Below are 17,591 nucleotides of genomic sequence, written 5' to 3'. Positions count from 1 at the left end.
GCTGGATGACGCCATGAGGCATATTTTTTTCCGTGGGTGGCTGGCCTTTACCCTGAGCGCCTTGCTGGCCGGTGCGATGGCGCAGGCTGCGCCTTTGCGTGTCGGCGTGATCGCCAGTGTCGCCAACGAGGCGACCGAGATCGCCATCGCGCAGGCGGCGCGCCAGGGCCTGGAGGTCGAGCTGGTTGAGTTCAGCGACTGGGTGCTGCCCAATATTGCGGTGGCCGATGGTTCGATCGACGCCAATTTCTTTCAGCATGAGCCGTTTCTGCAGCTGTTCAACCAGAGCCGGGGCACCGCCCTGACGCCGATGGCCTACGGTTATTCGACCACGATCGGGCTGTTTTCCAAGAAGTTGAAGAAGGGCGACCCGATCCCACAGGGGGCGACCATCGCCATTCCCAATGACCCGGTCAATACGGGGCGCGCCTTGCTGCTGCTTGAACGGATGGGGTTGCTGAGCCTGAAGCCCGGCGTGGAACACCGCGCCACGGTGCAGGACATCACCGCCAACCCGCGCGGCATCAAGCTGGTGCAGCTCGAAGGGTCGCAGGCTGCACGTACCTTCGACGATGTGACCGCTTCGGTGACCTACACCACCTTCGCCAAGCATGCCGGCATCGACGAAAAAGACGGGCTGGCCTTCGACAATACCGATGCCCAGGCGCTGCGCCGCTACGCCATCCGCTGGGTGACCACGCCGCAGGGCGCGGCCGATCCGCGCCTGCAGCAGTTCATCGAGATCTATCAGCAGTCGCCCGAGGTCAAGGCGACCCTGACCCGTCTGTACGGCGACCTCATCCGTTTTCCCTGGGAGTGAACGCGTCGCGAGGCGATATCAGGAGGCTGGCGTCCATGTCTTGCGGCGAAACCAGCCCCAGCATGGCCATATCGCGGTCGATCTCGTCATGCAGCAGCTTGATGGCGTGCGCCACGCCCACGCGGCCGGCAACCGCCGCAGCATAATTGAACGGCCGGCCGACAAAGACAAAGTCTGCACCCAAAGCCAGCGCCTTGAGCACGTCCGTGCCGCGCCGGATGCCGCTGTCCATCATGACGGCCATGCCGCGCGCCTCGCGGGCCACACCCGGCAAGGCGCGCAAGGCGGCAGTCGCGCCATCGAGCTGCCTGCCGCCATGATTCGAGACGATCACGCCATCGGCTCCGTGTTCGCGGGCGAGCGCCGCATCGTCCGGATGCAGAATGCCCTTGATGATGAGCAGACCGCCCCAGCGCCGCCGGATGTGCGCCACATGGCTCCAGTCCAAGTGGTCACGGGCATGGAAATCGCGCATTACATTGGCTGACACGATGGGCGCGCCACGCGTGGCCAGCGAGTTCTCGAAATGAGGCATGCCATGGCGCAGCAAGGTGCGTAGAAAGACTCCGCAGGTCCAGCGCGGGCGTATGAGTCCGTCCCAGGCCAGCCTGAGGCCCGGTTTGAGCGGCGTGCTGAAACCGGTGCGCACGTTGTTTTCCCGGTTGGCGGACACAGGGATGTCGACAGTCAGCACCAGATGGCGGTAACCGGCGGCGGCAACCCGGTCGAGCAGGGCGTCGATGCGTGCCAGATCGCCGGGCAGATAGGCCTGGAACCAGGTGCCGGGCGCCGCCTGGGCCACGGTCTCGAGCGGGATCAACGAGGTGGCGCTCAGAATCGCCGGCAGCCCGGCCTGGCGTGCCGCTTCGGCCAGCACGATATCGCCCCGATACGCCGACAGCGCGCTGATGCCCATGGGCGCGATCCCGAAGGGACTGCTGTAACGCTGGCCGAAGAGGGTGACCGCCTGGCTGCGGCCGGACACATTGCGCAGCACACGCGGCAGAAAACCCAGTTCGGCGAAAGCCTTGCGGTTGTCATCGCGCGAGTGGTTGTCCTCGGCCGCGCCGGCGATGTAGCCGAAAATGGGGCGCGGCAGGCGGCGACGGGCCGCCGCCTCGAAGTCATCGAGCGATAGAAGGCGCGCAAGCGCACGGGAAGTAGAGAACATGTCGATTCCGGCTGGACGCCTCGCAGCGTCGAAGCCGGCAATCTACCTGCCGTGGAATTTTCTTGAAAGCGAATAAATAATGAGTTGTTTGTTCGCTTAATGGAAACAGCCTACACCGCATCCACGGCCGGATGCCGATCTGTAGGCAAGGCGAGGGTTTCCCCCATGCGGATTGGCCCGCGCACCGAAGGCTGGTCCAGCCAGCGCATGCGGTCGCGCCCGAACAGCACGATGACGGTCGAACCGAGCTTGAAGCGGCCCATTTCGGCGCCGCGCTCCAGGTGGATGGGCTCGCGTGCCGCGCCGTCATAGCGCACCGTACGCACCTGACGCTTGTGCGGCGTGACCAGGCCGGCCCAGACCGTCTCAATCGAGGCCACGATCATCGCGCCGACCAGCACCAGGGCCATGGGGCCGTGCTCAGTGTCGAAAATGCACACCACGCGTTCATTGCGGGCAAACAGTTCGGGCACATGGCTGGCCGTCAGGGGGTTGACCGAGAACAGGCGCCCCGGCACGTGGATCATTTCGCGCAGGGTGCCGGCCAGCGGCATATGCACGCGGTGGTAATCGCGCGGCGACAGATAGATGGTGGCAAATTCGCCGTCCTGGAAGGCTGCGGCACGCTCGGCATCGCCGCCCAGCAGGGCCGTGAGGCCGAAGCTGTGGCCCTTGGCCTGAAAAATGCGGCCCTCGCGGATCGGCCCCAGCTGACTGATGGCCCCATCGGCGGGCGAGACCGCATTGGCGGGATCATCGTCCAGGGGGCGAGCATCGGCCTTGAGCGCGCGCGTGAAGAAATCATTGAAACAGGCGTACGCGCGCGGATCTTCGATGAGCGCTTCGCTCATGTCGACGCGGTAGCGCCGCACAAAGCGCGAAATCATGTAGTTCTTGATTTCGGGCGAGCGGCTTTCCGCCAGCAGGCCGAAACCGCGCGAGACAAGGTGATGCGGCGCCAGGTACTGGCTGGCGAGAAAAATCTGGTCTTTGAAGGCCATGGATATCCTGGGGAAACCGGCGCGGCGGCACCGGTACGGCGAGATAAGACTGAAGTGTAACGTTTGCTGCCGAAGAAGACGTCAGGTATCGGCGTCCGGGGCGCTGGGCAGGCGCACGATGGGGGCATCCGGTGGGATACGGGTCACGCGCGGCCGCGGAATGCGGCGCAGCGTCAGGCGCGAGGAGCGCACCGCGGCATTCTGCAGCAGCACCCCGAGCACGGAACCCTTGTCCTGGATCCAGCGCGGCTTGTCGCGCAGCAGGCGCAGGGCCGCCGAGGGCGGTCCGAGGCGATAAGTCAGGCCATTGATGCTGGTGCTCTGCTTGCCGTCGAAGGCGGTGCTGTCGAGCTGGGTCATGCCGACCGCGTCGAGATTGTCGCTGTCGTGGTCAACCCGGTAGACAAAGGTCAGGCGGTTGTGTGGATCATGCACCACCACCAGTTTGTCGATGCCCGCGACATCGGAGAAGATGCCGAAGACTTCGGATTCCACCAGTTGATTGCCTCGTTGTTCTTCCGTGTAGAGAAAAATCGTTGGCAAAAGATGGCGCAGGGTCATTGGGGCGTGAGCGGGCAGGCAGAGGTGAAACCCGCGATTCTACCTGCCCGCGCCGCGAAGACGACCGGTTGGCCGCTGTTACGCACCGTTCAGGCGCCGGCCCGCTGTCTTTGCAGCGCCGCCTCGCGGATCGCGTCCAGCGTCTGTCCCGGGGCGATGCCGTTGCCGTCATAGCGTATTTCCACGAGCGCAGGCAGTCGTTCCCGCTCGGCAAAAGCGCATGCGCGTTCGAAGGCGGGCCCGAAGTCGGCATCACGTTCAACGATTTCCCCATGGCCGCCATAACCCTTGATGATCTGGCTGAAGTCCGGATTCTCGAACGACAGCGCGATCGGCCGCCCGGGGAAGTCGCGCTCCTGGTGGGCCCGGATGGTGCCCCACATCCCATTGTTGAATACCAGGATCACAATGCCCAGGCGATACTGCATTGCCACGCCCAGCTCCTGCATATTCATCTGGAAGCAGCCGTCGCCGGCATAGCAGACCACCGTGCGCGCAGGATCCTGCAGCTTGGCGGCGATGGCTGCCGGCAAGCCGTAGCCCATGGCGCCCAGGGTCGGGGCCAGACTGGTGCCAGGGCCGGTGAAGGTGCGATAACGATGCGGATAGAGGGCGTAGTTGCCCGCGCCTACCGTCAGGCAGGCATCTTCGGGAAGGTGGGCAGCCACATGGGCGGCGGCCTGATCCAGCCCCAGCGGGCCGGGCGCAGGCAGCGGCTGCAGACTGTCCTGCCAATCGCGATGCGCCTGGACCACGCGCTCGCCGCGCGCCACCGTATGGCCCGGCGACAGCGTTGCGGCGGCTTCGGCAAAGCGCGCCGGATCGGCCACGATGCTCTGCGTGGTGGCATATACCCGACCCAGTTCGTCGGGATCCGGGTAGACGTGGATCAGGGACTGGCGCGGCAAGGGGCTTTCGAGAAGGCTGTAGCCTTCTGTCGTGGCCTCTCCCAGCCGCGTTCCGACTGCCAGCACCAGATCCGCCTCGAGCAGGCGCTGGCGCAGGGCATCCGTCATGCCCCAGCCGACATGGCCGGCGGCATTGGGATGGCGTTGATCAAAACACTCCAGCCGGCGCCAGGCCGTGCCGACAGGCAGTTCGAAGCGGCTGGCGAAATCGGCGATCTGGGCCATGGCGGTTGCTGTCCAGCCCGAGCCCCCCAGCAGCAGGAAAGGGCGTTGCGCGACATCCAGCAGGGCGGTCATGCGGGCCAGGTCGGCCTGGCTCGGGCTGCTGTGGCTGCGTTGATAGCGGGGCATGTCCGCCACCGTGGCGCGACCCCAGAGTGTGTCTTCGGGCAGGGCCAGCACGACCGGGCCGGGTCGTCCGCTGGTGGCCACCTGGAAGGCGCGGGCAATGAACTCCGGGATGCGTTCGGTGCGATCGATCTGCGCGACCCACTTGCTCATCGGCCCGAACATGCGGCGATAGTCGATCTCCTGGAAGGCCTCGCGTTCGACGAAGTCGTTGCCCACCTGGCCGACGAACAGGATCATCGGGGTGGCATCCTGGAAAGCCGTGTGCACGCCGATGCTGGCATTGGTCGCGCCGGGGCCCCGGGTCACGAAGCAGATGCCGGGTTCGCCCGTCAACTTGCCATGGGCTTCGGCCATATAGGCGGCCCCGCTTTCCTGGCGGCAGACGATGGGTTCGATGCTGCCGCGATGCTCGTTCAGGGCGTCGATGCAGGGCAGATAGCTTTCGCCGGGGATCATGAAGATGCGGCGCACGCCGTGCTGGCGCAGTTGCTGCATCAGAATCTGTCCGCCGTTGCGTTCGGTGAGCGTTTGCGTCATACAGAAGCTCCTTGAGCAGGACCGGTATAGAAATAGACGGGATGCCCCGAGGCGCTAACGCAGCGCACCGGTGCCGAAATCGTCGCGCAGGCGCGCCAGAATGCCGACCAGATGGTCATGCATGGCCTGCCGGGCGGAGGCAGGGTCGCGTGCCGTGATGGCGGCCAGGATGACCGCGTGTTCTTGTCGCGCCACCGCCCACACCCTGGTGTCCACAAAATGCTGTTCCATGCGGCTGAACAGCGGGCTGATGCTGCTGAGATGCCAGATATGGGAGATCGCCGCCGCCAGCGCCGCGTTGCCGCAAGCAGCCGCAATCGCGCTATGGAAGGCCTGGTCGTGCAGGCTGGGCGTCTCGGTCAAGGACATGGCCTCGTGGGCGCTGCGGATCGCGGCCAGTTGCGCGGCCGAGGCGCGCTGCGCCGCCAGGGCGGCGCACTCGGGCTCCAGCAGCAGACGCGTGTCCAGCAGATCGAAGGGACCGATGTCGCTGGGCTCCACCCCGCCGGCCTGGGCGGCGGCGTATTGCCCGTCGTCGCGCGGCGCGCAGACGAAGACGCCCGTGCCGACCCGGACCTCGACATAGCCCTCGATTTCGAGCGCGATGAGGGCTTCGCGTACCGAGGCGCGGCTGACCTGCAACTGCTCGGCCAGGTCGCGCTCGGCGGGCAGGCGCGCGCCGATCTCGAAATCTCCGGCGCGGATGCGACTGGCGATCTGGTCGGCGATCAGGCGATAAAGGCGGGTCGGGGTGACAGCGTGAAAGAGTGCCATGGTCTGTAACTCAAGTGGCCGAGTGGTCAGGCCACTGGGCGATGACGAAGTGTGCAGTATTTGTCGCAACAGAAAAAGCGTTGATGGCGTTTCTGCGGGAAAACCATGAGCCGGCGCCCGCTGGCTGTCCAGGGCCGCGCGATCAGGGGCGGGCCAGCGCGCTCAGGGCCTGTTGCAGCACGACGGCGTTATTGCGCTCGGGGTCGCGCGCACCATATACCAGCGTCAGGCGGCTGGCGCCGGCGGCGCTCAGCAAGGCCTGCATGGCGGCGCGCTGGGCCGGTTGCCCCAGCTCTTGCAGATAAGCCTCGCGAAATGCGTCCCAGCGTTCGGCGTCGTGGTGGAAGGTCTTGCGCAGGGCATCGCTGGGCGCCAGATCGCGCGCCCAGGCATCCAGTGCCAGGACGGCGCGCGCACGACCGCGTGGCCAGAGACGGTCGACCAGCACACGGTAGCCGTCCTCGGGGCCGGGGTCTTCGTAGGCGCGTTTAAGAACGATGGCGCGAGCTGCGGGCATGAGGTGGCTCCGAAGGCGGACAGGGCGGATCAGGCCACGCGCGAAGATCGCTCGCGTATCGCCTGATAGCTGACTCCCTGGCTGATCTTGGGCGGCTGTGGACCGCTATGGAAGGCATTGACGGCATCCAGCACCATCTTGTCGGCCAGGGTCAGCCGATCGATCATGCGCAGGTATTGCAGCCAGTTGTCGACCACGAACACTTCGGCCCAGATGGTGGGTTCGTTGAGATCGCGAAAGGCCTGCCATTGGTCGGCGCCGTTGCGCATGCGCATGCGCCGCAGCGCCGGGATGCTGCCCAGGAAGGCCGCCTGCTTGTCGTGCTCGATGACATATTGCACGCTGACGATGATCGCCCCGTGGGCCGGGTCGAAGTCCTGTGCACGGGGCGCCTCGGAAGCTACCGGCCAGGCAGCCAGGTCCTGGGTTTCGTTCAGATTGGGCAAATGCGTGCGCGAAAAGAGCAGGGTGGTCAGCCCCAGCGTCAGGCCAGCCGCCAGCAGGCTGCCCTGCACCCCCAGGGTTTCGGTGAAATGGCCCCAGGCGAAGGAGCCCAGCGCCAGCCCGCCAAACAGCGCCGTCTGGTAAAGCGCCAGGGCGCGCGCCTTGACCCAATCGGGCACCAGCACCTGGATGGAAGTGTTGTAGGTGGCCAGCACGGCGATCCAGCAGCTTCCGGCCAGCAGCAGCGCCGGAAAGATCAGGCTCAGCAGGTCGAACACGCCGATGATCACCAGGCAGGCCGACAGCAGGGCGCAGCCTGCCGTGATCAGGCGCGCACTGCCAAGGCGCCGCTGCGCGCTGCTGACCCACAGACTGCCGCTGATGGCGCCCAGCCCCAGCGCGCCCAGCATGTAGCCATAGAGCGAGGCGCTGCCATCGGCGTGGTCATAGGCCAACAGCGGCAACAGCGCCCACAGGGCGCTGGCAGAAATACCGAAGGTGAAAGCGCGCTGCATGACCTGGCGGGTCACGTTGGAGTGTTCGGTAAAGCGCAGGGCCGCCACCACGCCCTCGACGATGCGTTCCGGCGGCAGCGAACGCGCCGGCACGGCACGGCGCCAGCGCCAGATGGCCCACATCAGAGAAGCAAAGCAGAGGCAGTTCAACAGGAACACCCAGGGCGCGCCCACCGCGCCCAGCAGCATGCCGCCCAGTGCCGGCCCGAGCGCGCGGGCAACGTTGAAGTTGACGCTGTTAAGCAGTACGGCACGGCCGATCTCCGGGCGTGGGACCTGCTCGCCCACGGCCGCCTGCCAGGCCGGCGTGATGATGGCGCTGCCGACGGAAACGAAGAACACCGCGATGATCAGCGTGACCGGATGCAGCTTGCCGGCGAAGGCGAGGGCGGTGATCACCACGCCCATTCCCAGCTCCAGCGCCATGCCAAGCAGCATCACCTTGCGCCGGTCGTAGTTGTCGGCCAACACGCCGGTCAGGATCGACAGCACTACCAGCGGCAAGGCCGCGGCCACCTGGATCATCGCCACCAGGACGGGGCTGCTCTGCTCCGTGGTGACGATCCATGCCGCCGCCACGGATTGCGCCCATACGCCGAGGTTGGCGAACAGATTGGCGATCCAGATGATGCGAAAGGCGCTGTGGCGCAGCGGCGCCAGCACTCCGGGAGGCGAACCGTCATTGACAGTGGGATCGGGCTCGGAGGCCGGCGAAGGCGTGGTGCCGGGGGGCAAGTCGTCTTTGGCGGAGGGCGGTTGCAACATGAGCGCGGGAAATCCTGCGAGGGTTTGAGAACAACCCGAAGCCAGAAGATTCCCCGAGCCCCATGCGCCTGTCAAGCCGGCGGGGCCTGCGGACCTGCGCCGGCCAGCCAGTCCTGCAGGGCCTGCTCGAGTTGCGCCAGGTCCTCCAGCAGACGGGCTGTCAGGGCGGCGGCCTGGGCGTCGTCGCAGTCTGGCGCCGCGTCTTCCAGCTTGCGGGCGGCCTTCAGCGTCGCCTCGGCGCCGACGACCCGCGCACCGCCGGCAATCCGGTGGGCATGGTCGGCCAGCAGGGCATGATCGCGGTTTTCCAGTGCCTGACGCAATGCGTCTGCATCTTCCCGGTTGGTCTCGATGAGAGCCTGCACGATGCGCTGCGTCAGCGCGGCATCGCCCTGAGTCAGTTGGTGCAGCTGCTGCGGCGCGAAGCACAAGGGCCCGACCGCTGTCGCAGACTCCTTGCGTATGGGCGGCGCGCAGGCAGGGCCTGCGGGCGCCAGCCCGGCCAGACGGTCGCGCAAGGTGTCCACGCCGAGCGGCTTGAACAGGCATCCATCCATGCCCGCCTGACGGCAGCGCTCGGCCTCTTCGGGTTGGGCCGAGGCCGTCACCGCCAGGATGACGGTACGCGCGCGCCCCTGTTCGGCTTCCAGGCGGCGGATTTCCCGGGCCAGGGCATAGCCGCTCATGCCGGGCATATTGCAGTCGGTCAGCACGACATCAAAGGGTTGCGCCTGCCAGGCGGCCAGCCCCTGCCGCCCGTCGGCGGCTTCCTGGACGTCGTGGCCGATAAAAGCCAGTTGCTGGCTCAGCAGCATGCGGTTGGGGGAGTGATCATCGATGACCAGCACTTTCAGACGGCGTGATGCGCCCTCCCTGGGCGTCGCTTCCGCTGCGCTTGCGCCATAGCTGCTGCAGGCCAGCAACGGGGCAGTGAGCGTTATCTCGATGCGGGTGCCCTTGCCGGGAATGCTGCTGAGATCAAGGTTGCCGCCCATGGCGTCGATGATCCGGCGGCTGATGGCCAGCCCCAGGCCCGTGCCGGAGATGTGCTGCTCTTCGTCGCCGGCCGGGCGGATCTGGGTGAACGGCTCGAACAGCTTGCGCCGGTCGGCGGCGTTGATGCCGGGGCCGGTGTCGTCGACCATCAACTCGATCTGGGCCAGGCCGCTGTCGAGACGGCGCTGGCGCAAGGTGAGGGTGACGCCACCATGCTCGGTGAACTTAAGGGCGTTGCTGATCAGATTGGCCAGCACCTGCTTGAGTCGGGCCGCGTCGATCTCGACATCCTGCTCATCGCTCTGTTCGCGATGCAGCGCCAGGGTCAGGTTGCGCTGGCGCGCCAGACCCTGAAAGACGTTGATGAGGTTCTCGGCCACCTGCCGCAGGCTGGCGCCACCTGCAGGGCATCGCGATCGGCCACCGGATCCGGCTCGCGACGCAGCACCAGCTCCAGCATGCCGATGATGGCGTTCATGGGGGTGCGGATCTCATGGCTCATGGTAGCCAGGAAGGTCGTCTTGGCCCGGCTGGCGGCATCCGCGTCCTCTTTGGCTTCCTGCAACTGGTGCAACAGTTCGGTGCGTTCGGTCAGATCCGTCCAGCCGCCGATCATCCCGGCCACGTGGCCGAGCGAGTCGGTGTAAGGCAGCATCCAGTGATACAGATAGCGCTTTCTGCCATCGATGTCGATTTCCATGTCCTGGAATACGGCCCCCTGGGAACCATGCATGACATCCAGATACTGCTGATGAACCTGGGCGGCCTGTTCGGCCTGCTGCTCAGCACTGGGCGACTCCGTGATCTTGCGGCCCAGCACCTCCGCCTCGGCCACATTGAAAGCCTGCAGATAGCTGCGGTTGCACAACACCATTCGGCCTTCGAGGTCGCGGACAAAGACCGGATAAGGAATTCCATCGAGCAGCACGTGCATGAAGGCGAGCTGATCGTTGAGCGCGCGCTCGGCACGGCGTCTTTTTCTTATCTGCAGGCGCAGATAGAAAATCCATGCAAGGAATATGAGCGCGGAAGCAAATGCCAGGCCGATCAGCAGATAAATTTCAGTCCGATAGGCATACCAGGTATTGATTTGCGGCGGCGCCTGCGCGCGCCAGCGGTTAAGCACATAAATCTGCTCGTCAGCCGGCAGCAGCGCCAGGGCCTTGTTGATGATGCTTTGCAATTCATCTTGCTGACGACCGAAGGCGAAAGCCAGCCGGGCCGGCGCGATATTGAATGCGGCGAGAATCTCCAGCTCGTCGCGAAAATAATTGCGCAGATAGAAATTGGCCGCCAACTGGCTCTGGATCGCCATGTCGGCCCGCCCGTCCAGGACGGCCAGCAAGGCCTCATTGGGACTGGCCACCGGGACGACCTTGGCCAGGGGATAATGATCGCGCAGCTGGGCCAGCGAGGAGCTGCCCGTGACGGTTGCAATGCGTCGGCCGGCATAGGTGGCGTCGGCCGAGAGCGCGGGGTCGCCACGTCGTCCGACCAGCACGACTGCCGAGGTCAGGTAGGGCGTGCTGAAGTCCAGGGAGGCGTCGCGCGCGGCGCTCCAGAACATTCCTGCGCCCATGTCTGCCGCGCCGCTCACGAGCGCCTGCTGCATCTCGGCCGCAGTGTCGACCCCCTGGTAGACAAACCGCAAGCCGGTCAGATCACTCAGCCGTTGCAGCAGATCGATCGACATGCCAGACGGCCGGCTGGCATTGCGGTTGTACATGGAGAAAGGCGGAAAGACGTTGAGCGTGACCACGCGCACTTCATGCTGGCGTTGTAACCAGCGTTTTTCCCTTTCGGTCAGGCGCAGGCGCGACACCGCGCGAAAAGAGGCGGTCGGCAGCCCCCAGCGATACAGCACATTCTGCCGCCACACGTCGGGAATGCTGGCGATAGCCTGGTTGAGAATATGACGCAGTCGTCCGCTGCTGTGGCGCAGGGTGTACATGCCGCCGATCGACCCGAGCTGATCGCGCTTTTGAAGTTCGATATCTTCAAAAATGCCCGCCGCCATGTAATAGGCCACGGACAGAGGATCGCCCAGATAGACGTCGGCCTGACCGTAGGCAACGGCACTCAGGCCCAGCAATGGCGTGGCCAGGTTGACCCAGGATCCGGTCTGGCGCTGGCCCGGCGCGAGCAGTTTGCGCGGGTTCACCGCCACGCGCAGGCCGCCGAAATCCTGCGGCAGCGTCGCCGCGCCGCGCCGCGTGACGAGTACGGCGGGGTTGACGATATAAGGCTCGCTGGCTAACAGTCCTGCCCCGCCCAGGGGAGCGCCGTCGACATCATCGACGATATCGACTGCGCCATCGCGCAAGGCCTGCAAGGCGCTTTCGCGGTCAGGATATAAAACGATGACGGGAGTCAGCCCAAGGTTGTAACTGATTATCTTTAGATAATCCGCGTTTATGCCCGCGAAGGCGCCGCTATATGTGAACTGAAAAGGCGCAAAATCTGGAGAGAAAATGCCGACGCGTAATTCCCTGTTGCTGGCCAGCCATTGCCAGTCCTCGGTGTCCAGTTCGATGGAAAGCCGCGGCACCTGGACGTTGGAACCGAGAGGTAGATAGGTTGCCGTCGCCATGGCGGGCAGACCGATACAGAGCAGAAGAAAACACAGGCAATATTGCAACAAGATCCGCTGAAGGCGGCTTTGCCGCTGGTCGTGCATGATGCCAGCTACCCCAGGTTATTGCGCTTTGCCAGGTCGATCAGCTCGACCAGGGTGGTGGCGTTGAGTTTCTGCAGCAGGCGGGTCTTGTAGGTGCTGATGGTTTTGTTGCTCAGGAACATGCTGTCGGCAATGTCCTTGTTGGTCAGTCCCTGGGAAAGCAGTTGCAGCACCGCCAGCTCACGGTTGGAGAGCGAGGCGATCAGCATCGCATCGTCCTGGTGCTCGGTGCCCCGGATGTCGCTGAGGGTGGTTTTCGGGAAATAGGTGTAGCCGGCCACGACGGCCTTTGCGGCATCGACCACTTCCTGAAGATTGCCGTGCTTGGATACGAAGCCTGCTGCGCCGGCGTTGAGGCAGCGGCGCGCAAACAGCGCCGGCTGCTGGCCGGTGAGAATCAGGACATGCATGGGCAAGCCGAGCGCTTGCAGGCGGGTCAGCACTTCCAGACCGTCGAGCTTGGGAATGGCGATATCCAGAATGACCAGATTTGGCAACATTTCGCGGGCCATGCTGATGCCGTCAAGCCCGTTGTCGGTTTCACCTACGATTTCAAAACCCTCTCTTTCCATGAGGGCCTTTAAGGCAAAACGGATCACAGGGTGATCATCAATAATCAGTATTTTTTGCATGGCGGAGCGCTGCCTCACAAATTTTCGGTTGTATCGAGGACTATTATGTTTGAAAAAAATCAGCGAGCCATGGCGTATTTTTTTTACGGTACGGGGCGGACTGAAAGCGTGTAAACCGTATTTATTTATTAATATCTACATATATGAAAACTGCTCTTTATGGCACTATATATTTCAGATTAGTGCATTGCTGCGATACCAATAAAAATCGGATGAAATGATAGATCCCCCAGGGAGCAGGCAAAAGTTAGGACTAAGAGGGTTCTTCCAGTCTCATCCGGCCATCCTCCCGGCAAGGGGGCACAGCCCGCAGACGCGGGAAGCCAGAGAGGGCTGGGGGCGGGTCCGAGAATAGGACCAATGAACAGCGTAAGAGGAAAGCGAAAGGACGCCGGGTGCCGGCGGCCTGCTTCAGGTGTTGGCGACCATGGGGTTGAACAGCCAGGCCTCGTACTCGTCGCCCGACATGGGGCTGGCGTACCAGTAGCCTTGACCCAGGGCGCAGCGCATGTCCAGCAGGGCATTGCGCTGATCGGCGGTTTCGATGCCTTCAGCCACCACATTGATGCCCAGGCGATCTGCCAGCGACAGGGTGGCGGCGATCACGCTTTCACTGCGCGCATCGCCAGGCAGGCGCTGGACGAAGGAAGCGTCGATCTTGAGCTGGTTGAAGGGCAGGTTGCACAGCCGCTCCATCGAGGAGAAGCCGGTGCCGAAATCGTCGATCGAGACCGTGCAGCCCAGCAGGCGCAGGCGCACCAGGGTTGCGAGCGTGGCGGCCTCGACCGACAGCAGCCCGGTTTCGGTGACTTCGATGGTCAGGGCCGTGGCAGGCAGGGCGTGACGTTCCAGGCCCGCCATCAGGCCAGGCAACAGTTCGGAGCTGGAGAGCTGGCAGGTCTCGACGTTGAGCGCCAGGCTGGCGCCACGCCCGGCGTTTGAGGAACGGGCCGTGCATGCCATGGCCTGTTCGGCCAGCGCTAGCGTCAGATGGTCGAGCTCGCCACAGTTTTTCACGGCCTCGATGAAGCTGGAGGGCGGCAGCAAGCCATGCTCCGGATGCGCCCAGCGCGCCAGAATCTCGGCGCCGGCCGGCTGCAGGGTGCGGATGTCGAACTTGGGCTGGTAATAGGCGATGAACTCCCCGCGCTCCAGGCCGATCTGGATTTCGCGGGGGCTCGGGTCGGAGAAAACCGGCGCACGCGAAGCGCTGGCGGGCGGATCCGAGTCGTCTTCGTAGCGGCGCAGCAGGGATTCCAGGCGACCGAGCTTGAGCGGTTTGCCCAGATCGCCGAGCACCTGGATGCCCAGCAGGCTGGCCATGTGGAGGATGGCGGCGGTGAGATCGCTGCTGACGTCGCTGCTCAGGATGACGGACTTGATCTGCCCGCGCCGGCTGGCCTCGCGCAGGAACTGGGTGCCGTCCATGCCGGGGGTTCGGACGTCGCAGATGACGATATCGGCCGGACCATGGGTGGCCAGCTGCTCCAGCGCATCATTGCCCTCCTGGGCCTGATAGATACGCGAGTAGCCCAGCACGTCGAGGGCGCGTGTCATGACCAGCCGCTGGGCGGGGTGGTCTTCGATCACAAGAATGGCCGGCTGCTTCATGCTGAGTCGGGGGTGCTTCGCGCCGGGCGTCAGGGCCGCAGAACAGGCTTTGGCTCAGGGGCGGCGCATAAAGTTAGGGGTTGATGTTGTCGGTTGCCACCCGGCCGGTACCTCGACCTGATACAGGATGGAGGCACGCGATCGTGCTGTCCGGGAAATTATTTTGCGATTTATATCTTGATTTATATACGGTTGAACACAAATTTCCAAGATCATTTCGTGCCATGCACAAGATATGCGGCCTGATCCCTGTGGCGAGATGGTCTGATGAGACCGGCGTGGATGGCGCAAACCAGCACAAGCGCGGCTCAGGCAGCGACCACAGCAAGCCACAAGAAACCATGGGGCATCGCAGCATATGCTCCGGTAAGTTATCAGATAAAACCGTCGAAAATGTGGGATATCTCCGCAATCTAGGACAAGTATTACCCGCGTGAAGCATGGCTTTGGCAACCCGTTCCAGCCTGGCTGACCCGCGTTTTTTGCTGTTTATAACGGCCGCGTCCCTGACAACTTAAACGGCGCTCTCTCCTAGCCGCCCCGGGCCTGCCACCGGGACATGGACATGGCAAGTTTTTTTGCTAATATTCAGCCTGATGAAAGCTATTTGGGACAGACGCGTAGCCCTGTTGTCACGGCTTGCCGCTGGGCAGCAACGCCTCTTTCCCTCTCTATGACAGACGAGCCTCCTTCTCGACGCGGCGCCTTGTGCGCGCCGACCCATGCATCCTGGCGCGCCTTGCGCACCGCCTCCCCAGCCAGAGCGGCCCCGCGCCGACCTGCGCGCCATCGTTCCATCTATTCCTGTTCAGCCCGCGGCGTCTGCGCCGGGGCGGGGCGTTCTTTTTTCTTGAGGATTGTTGATGTTATTTGACTGGATGTCCGACCCCACCGCTTGGGTAGGCCTGGCCACACTGATCGTGCTGGAGATCGTGCTTGGCATCGACAACCTGGTCTTCATCGCGATCCTGGCTGACAAACTGCCCGCCCACCAACGCAACCAGGCACGCATGCTGGGGCTGACGCTGGCCCTGGTCATGCGCCTCGGATTGCTGGCCAGCATCGCCTGGGTAGTGACGCTGACCGCGCCGCTCTTTACCGTGCTGGGCGCCGAGATTTCCGGACGCGACCTGATTCTCATTCTGGGCGGGCTGTTCCTGCTCTTCAAGGGAACCATGGAGCTGCATGAGCGCGTCGAAGGGCGCGCCCACGCGGCCGGCGGCCGGCAGCATTACGCGGTGTTCTGGCAGGTCATCGCCCAGATCGTCGTGCTGGACGCGGTGTTCTCGCTTGACTCGGTCATCACGGCAGTCGGCATGGTGCAGGACCTGAGCATCATGATGACGGCGGTGATCATCGCCATGCTGGTCATGATGCTGGCCAGTCGTCCGCTGATGGCCTTCGTGGGCCGCCACCCGACCGTGGTGATCCTGTGCCTGGGCCTGTTGCTGATGATCGGCTTCAGCCTGGTGGCCGAAGGCCTCGGATTCGATATTCCGAAAGGCTACCTGTACGCGGCCATCGGTTTCTCCATTCTCATCGAGTTGTTCAATCAGCTGGCCCAGCGCAACCGCAATCGCGATGTGCACGGATTGGGGCGGCGCGAGCGCACCGCCCAGATGGTGCTGAAACTGCTGCGCGCCGGCGGCGGCGAACCGGAGTCGGCCGCCGAACGCCCGAGCCTGAACAGCGACGACAGCGATTTCGACTTTGCGCCCGAAGAAAGCAATCTGATCGAGGGGGTGCTTTCGATCGGCGAGCGCGACCTGCGCAGCATCATGGTGCCGCGCGGGGACATTGTGTGGCTGGACGTCAAGGATGACCCGGAGACCGTCTTGAGCAAGTTCACCTCGGGCCACTCGCGCCTGCCTCTGTGCGACGGCGACCCTGGCAACGTGGTGGGGGTGCTGCACTTCAAAGACGTGCTGGGACCGCTGCGCGTGCCGGGCGCCCTGGATCTGGTGGCTCTGGCGCGTCAACCCCACTACGTGCCTGAAACCGTACCGGTCATGAAGCTGCTGCAGGCCATGCGCGAATCCCGCGATCATCTCCTGATCGTGGTCGACGAGCATGGCGTGTGCGAAGGGCTGGTGACGCCTATGGATCTGCTGACCGCCGTGGCCGGCGAGCTGCCGGAGCAGACCGGTGACTCCGTGACTGCGGCCGCGCCGCTGGAGAACGGCGCCTGGATGCTGGATGGGCGCTTGGCCACGCCCGAAGCGGCCCGTGTGCTGGGCGCGCCGGCACTGGCACAGGACTATCCGGATGATGCCACCCTGGCTGGCTGCGTCTTGCGCGCCGCCGGTCATCTCTTGAGCGTCGGGGGCAAGGTCCGCTGGCGTGAATGGGAGTTCGAAGTCACCCGCATGGAAGGCCGCCGGATCGCCCAGATCCTGGCGCGCCGCCTCGATGAGAGCGGCGCGCCCCAGATGGGTGACTCAACGCCGCAGCCCTAATTCCAGCGTCATGGCGCCCAGGTCGCCAAAGCGTAATGCGAGCTGTCCTTGCGCAGGGACCTCCAGGCAGCCGGCATACGAACCGGTGATGATGTGCTGTCCCGCAACCAGGCCCAGGCCGTTCTCGCGCAGGAAGTTCACCAGCCAGTACAGCGGTGCTCGGGGTTCGCCGTCGGGATGGCGGCCGGCCAGCGTCTGCACCCGGCCGGCATGCTCGAGCTCAAGGGTCATGGCAGCCGGCTCTGGCTGGGCCACGGTGGGCCCGAGAACCAGGCCCGCATTGAACAGATGGTCGGCAAGCAGCTCGCAATGGGGCAGGGCGTGCGGATCGAGATAGCGGCTGCCGAGTATTTCCAGGGCCAGGCGCGCGCTGCCGATCGCCATATCGATCTCATCGCGTGAATAGGGGAGGTCGCGCGGCGGCAGGTCCTGCGTCAGCTCAAAGGCGATTTCAGGCTCAAGGCGCAGGATGTCTTCAGGCCCGCCCAGCGCACCGCCCTGATGCAGGCCACTGACATAGATCGGGGCCAGACGCAGGGCGCCCTCCAGCGGCAGGCCGCATTTCCAGCCGGCGATCGGATCGCCTGCGACGAGCGACAGCGCCGCCTGGGCCTGCTGAACGGCCAGAGCCTGGCCTTGCGTCTGTGGCCGGCAGCCTTGTGGCAGACGATCACCGGGTTGGCGGCGGGCGCGCCGCAGCCATAGTGCGGCGGTCTGGGCGCCGGCATAGTACTGAATCGATTCTGACATGGGATTAAGAAGAAAAAGGGCAAGTCTAGGCTACGCTATTGTCCGCCATGCGCGGCAGGTTTGCGGGTTCGCCTTGGGTGGCGGCCGGCAATCGTGGTAAACAAG

Annotated in this window: 14 protein-coding genes and 1 pseudogene; 2 read left to right on the top strand and 13 right to left on the bottom strand. The window is 64.4% G+C overall.

The window, feature by feature from the left end:
* Positions 1-13: 13 nt before the first annotated feature.
* Positions 14-820: a MetQ/NlpA family ABC transporter substrate-binding protein gene (locus A7V84_RS01755; protein ID WP_063492617.1), complete on the top strand. Its 807-nt coding sequence runs from the start codon at positions 14-16 to the stop codon at positions 818-820.
* Here the strand turns inward: A7V84_RS01755 and A7V84_RS01750 are convergent.
* From A7V84_RS01750 to A7V84_RS01700, 12 genes and pseudogenes are all read right to left on the bottom strand, one after another.
* Positions 798-1,991, bottom strand: coding sequence for an alpha-hydroxy acid oxidase (locus tag A7V84_RS01750; RefSeq protein WP_038854931.1), 1,194 nt, complete (start codon positions 1,989-1,991; stop codon positions 798-800). The two genes, A7V84_RS01755 and A7V84_RS01750, sit on opposite strands and share 23 nt — an antisense overlap.
* A gap of 110 nt (positions 1,992-2,101) precedes the next feature.
* Positions 2,102-2,992, bottom strand: a complete 891-nt coding sequence (gene asd, locus A7V84_RS01745; RefSeq protein WP_025516260.1) for an archaetidylserine decarboxylase — start codon at positions 2,990-2,992, stop codon at positions 2,102-2,104.
* Positions 2,993-3,073: 81 nt separating this feature from the next.
* Entirely contained in the window at positions 3,074-3,553 is a 480-nt protein-coding gene (locus tag A7V84_RS01740; protein ID WP_025516258.1) for a hypothetical protein, read from the bottom strand.
* A gap of 89 nt (positions 3,554-3,642) precedes the next feature.
* On the bottom strand, positions 3,643-5,349 hold the full coding sequence (locus A7V84_RS01735; protein WP_025516256.1) for a thiamine pyrophosphate-binding protein: 1,707 nt from the start codon (positions 5,347-5,349) through the stop codon (positions 3,643-3,645).
* 54 nt (positions 5,350-5,403) lie between these two features.
* The gene (locus tag A7V84_RS01730) at positions 5,404-6,123 is read right to left on the bottom strand and encodes a FadR/GntR family transcriptional regulator (protein WP_025516254.1); all 720 of its coding nucleotides are present in this window, start codon (positions 6,121-6,123) and stop codon (positions 5,404-5,406) included.
* 142 nt (positions 6,124-6,265) lie between these two features.
* Positions 6,266-6,640 (bottom strand): DUF488 domain-containing protein, encoded by a 375-nt coding sequence (locus A7V84_RS01725; protein WP_063492249.1) that lies wholly within the window; start codon positions 6,638-6,640, stop codon positions 6,266-6,268.
* Between the two features lie 29 nt (positions 6,641-6,669).
* Positions 6,670-8,364: an MFS transporter gene (locus A7V84_RS01720; RefSeq protein ID WP_025516250.1), complete on the bottom strand. Its 1,695-nt coding sequence runs from the start codon at positions 8,362-8,364 to the stop codon at positions 6,670-6,672.
* Positions 8,365-8,435: 71 nt separating this feature from the next.
* Positions 8,436-9,740: an ATP-binding protein gene (locus tag A7V84_RS21585; RefSeq protein WP_063492250.1), complete on the bottom strand. Its 1,305-nt coding sequence runs from the start codon at positions 9,738-9,740 to the stop codon at positions 8,436-8,438.
* Complete coding sequence (locus tag A7V84_RS21580; protein WP_412778638.1) at positions 9,686-11,692, bottom strand: transporter substrate-binding domain-containing protein; 2,007 nt, start codon at positions 11,690-11,692, stop codon at positions 9,686-9,688. The genes A7V84_RS21585 and A7V84_RS21580 overlap by 55 nt, the downstream gene beginning before the upstream one ends.
* A 30-nt stretch (positions 11,693-11,722) precedes the next feature.
* Positions 11,723-11,950: pseudogene (locus A7V84_RS21785) on the bottom strand (hypothetical protein); the annotation flags it as partial.
* Positions 11,951-12,045: 95 nt separating this feature from the next.
* A complete protein-coding gene (gene bvgA, locus A7V84_RS01705; protein WP_025516247.1) occupies positions 12,046-12,669 on the bottom strand; it encodes a virulence response regulator transcription factor BvgA in 624 nt (207 codons plus the stop codon).
* Positions 12,670-13,080: 411 nt separating this feature from the next.
* On the bottom strand, positions 13,081-14,280 hold the full coding sequence (locus tag A7V84_RS01700; protein WP_063492252.1) for an EAL domain-containing response regulator: 1,200 nt from the start codon (positions 14,278-14,280) through the stop codon (positions 13,081-13,083).
* A gap of 863 nt (positions 14,281-15,143) precedes the next feature.
* Between A7V84_RS01700 and A7V84_RS01695 the strand changes: the two genes are divergently transcribed.
* Complete coding sequence (locus A7V84_RS01695; RefSeq protein ID WP_025516237.1) at positions 15,144-16,736, top strand: TerC family protein; 1,593 nt, start codon at positions 15,144-15,146, stop codon at positions 16,734-16,736.
* On the opposite strand, the gene A7V84_RS01690 is transcribed toward A7V84_RS01695, so the two are convergent.
* Positions 16,719-17,486 carry a hydratase gene (locus A7V84_RS01690; RefSeq protein WP_025516236.1) on the bottom strand — a complete coding sequence of 256 codons (768 nt, stop codon included), beginning with the start codon at positions 17,484-17,486 and terminating at the stop codon, positions 16,719-16,721. The two genes, A7V84_RS01695 and A7V84_RS01690, sit on opposite strands and share 18 nt — an antisense overlap.
* Between the last annotated feature and the right edge of the window lie 105 nt (positions 17,487-17,591).

Origin of the sequence: Bordetella trematum, from assembly GCF_900078335.1 — a bacterium.
Classification (GTDB): Bacteria; Pseudomonadota; Gammaproteobacteria; order Burkholderiales; family Burkholderiaceae_B; genus Bordetella; species Bordetella trematum.
The sequence above is the reverse complement of the archived record's forward strand: the minus strand, read 5'-3'. Positions and strand labels throughout refer to the sequence as shown.